2 protein-coding genes and 2 pseudogenes are annotated in these 1,339 nt (G+C 57.6%); 2 read left to right on the top strand and 2 right to left on the bottom strand.

Annotation, left to right across the window (positions count from 1 at the left end; genetic code table 11):
- Window positions 1–107: pseudogene (locus tag E2L08_RS16810) on the top strand (IS5/IS1182 family transposase); the annotation flags it as partial.
- Here the strand turns inward: E2L08_RS16810 and E2L08_RS16805 are convergent.
- A complete protein-coding gene (locus E2L08_RS16805; RefSeq protein WP_206077040.1) occupies window positions 91–690 on the bottom strand; it encodes an alpha/beta fold hydrolase in 600 nt (199 codons plus the stop codon). The pseudogene E2L08_RS16810 and the gene E2L08_RS16805 overlap by 17 nt on opposite strands.
- Window positions 691–809: 119 nt before the next feature.
- On the opposite strand from E2L08_RS16805, the gene E2L08_RS17155 reads away from it, so the two are divergent.
- Window positions 810–1,136, top strand: a complete 327-nt coding sequence (locus tag E2L08_RS17155) for a hypothetical protein (RefSeq protein ID WP_206077039.1) — start codon at window positions 810–812, stop codon at window positions 1,134–1,136.
- Window positions 1,137–1,233: 97 nt separating this feature from the next.
- Here the strand turns inward: E2L08_RS17155 and E2L08_RS16795 are convergent.
- Window positions 1,234–1,339: pseudogene (locus tag E2L08_RS16795) on the bottom strand (IS5/IS1182 family transposase); the annotation flags it as partial.

Raw genomic sequence — 1,339 nt, 5'->3', positions numbered from 1 at the left:
TCGGTAGGTTGAAAGACTGGCGTCGCATCGCCACCCGCTACGACAGATGCCCGAAGGTCTTCCTCTCCGCCATCGCCCTCGCCGCAACCGTCATGTTCTGGTTATGAATCCTGACCCTAGCTCATTTAGCCGGTGGCTGATCTCGCTCGTGTGACGATGGTCGTAGTGAGCAACTTGGTGTTGGAAGAAGCTCGCCTGGCCGACGGGACCGGAGATGAAGTCAAGGTAATGCTGAAGCGGGCCTGTGCGCATCGAGGCGTCGTCGACAACGGTTGAAAGCAACCATTCCTCAAAGTGCTTTCGGTGTTGATCTGCGGGCGCGCGGATCAATGCATCAAGCCCTGCCTCCATCTGCTGTTGCGTTCGGTCCGAAGGCCAGGAGTCGAACGAGCACGCATCGAGGAGTGCAATGGACCTGACCCGATCCGAGTGAAGAATTCCTGCGCGCTGCGCCATTGCGCCTCCAACGTCATGGGCGAGCAGATGTGCAGCGTCTATTCCAAAGAAGTCCATCAGTCCGAGAAGCACGGGAACTTGAGCAGACACGGATGTATCGACGGAAACGGGGTGAGGTCTCTCGGATGCGCCATATCCCAGAAGATCGAAAGCGATCACTTGATACCCTGCTTCAACAAGTGCAGGCGCAACGTTGCGCCAGATCAGCGAGGATGACGGCGTCCCGTGGATCAAGACAACGCTTGCAGCTCCCCGGCCTGTCGACGGGGCGTGCACCCCGTATGCGATCCGTCTTCCGTCGAGTCGCAGATCGTGAGGAACCAACATACGGGCATGTATCGGGAACCGCGCAGATGTCATACGCTACCCCGATTTTCGATCACCAGTACGCGCGCAACGCCGTCGGGATGCGCGAAATGTTCATCACCGTCCTGAGCGTGAAACACATCGCCTGTTTCGAGGCGAACGAGTTGTTCCTCACCATCAATGCGAGTGTGGATGTCGACGGCACCGTCGAGCACGACAAAAACCTCGGGACCGTCGTTGATATGCCATTTGTATGGTTTGTCGGCCCAGTGCAGCCGTACGGTCGCGTCGTCGATCGATTCAATGTCGAGTGCGTCCCAAGCCTTCAGGCCCGTATAGTCGCGAGGGCGATAGATTTTATTCTTTGCTCCTGAATTTCGCGGTAATTATTTGTATTGGGATTCTCTGAAGAGTGCTGGTGAAGTGCTCCGTAGCAATCTTGGCTTGGTCTGCGATGCCTAGGGTCAGGACTCATAGCCAGTAGATGACCGTGGCGGCGAGAGCGATGGCCGAGAGGAAGACCTTCGGACACCGGTCGTATCGCGTGGCCACCCGGCGCCAGTCCTTGAGCCTGCCG

This window comes from Palleronia sediminis (assembly GCF_004358695.1).
GTDB lineage: Bacteria > Pseudomonadota > Alphaproteobacteria > Rhodobacterales > Rhodobacteraceae > Palleronia > Palleronia sediminis.
The sequence above is the reverse complement of the archived record's forward strand: the minus strand, read 5'-3'. Positions and strand labels throughout refer to the sequence as shown.

What these genes read in the sequence shown, in the direction of transcription:
- E2L08_RS17155 (WP_206077039.1), top strand. Translation starts at nt 810, where the DNA reads ATGTCATACGCTACCCCGATTTTCGATCACCAGTACGCGCGCAACGCC.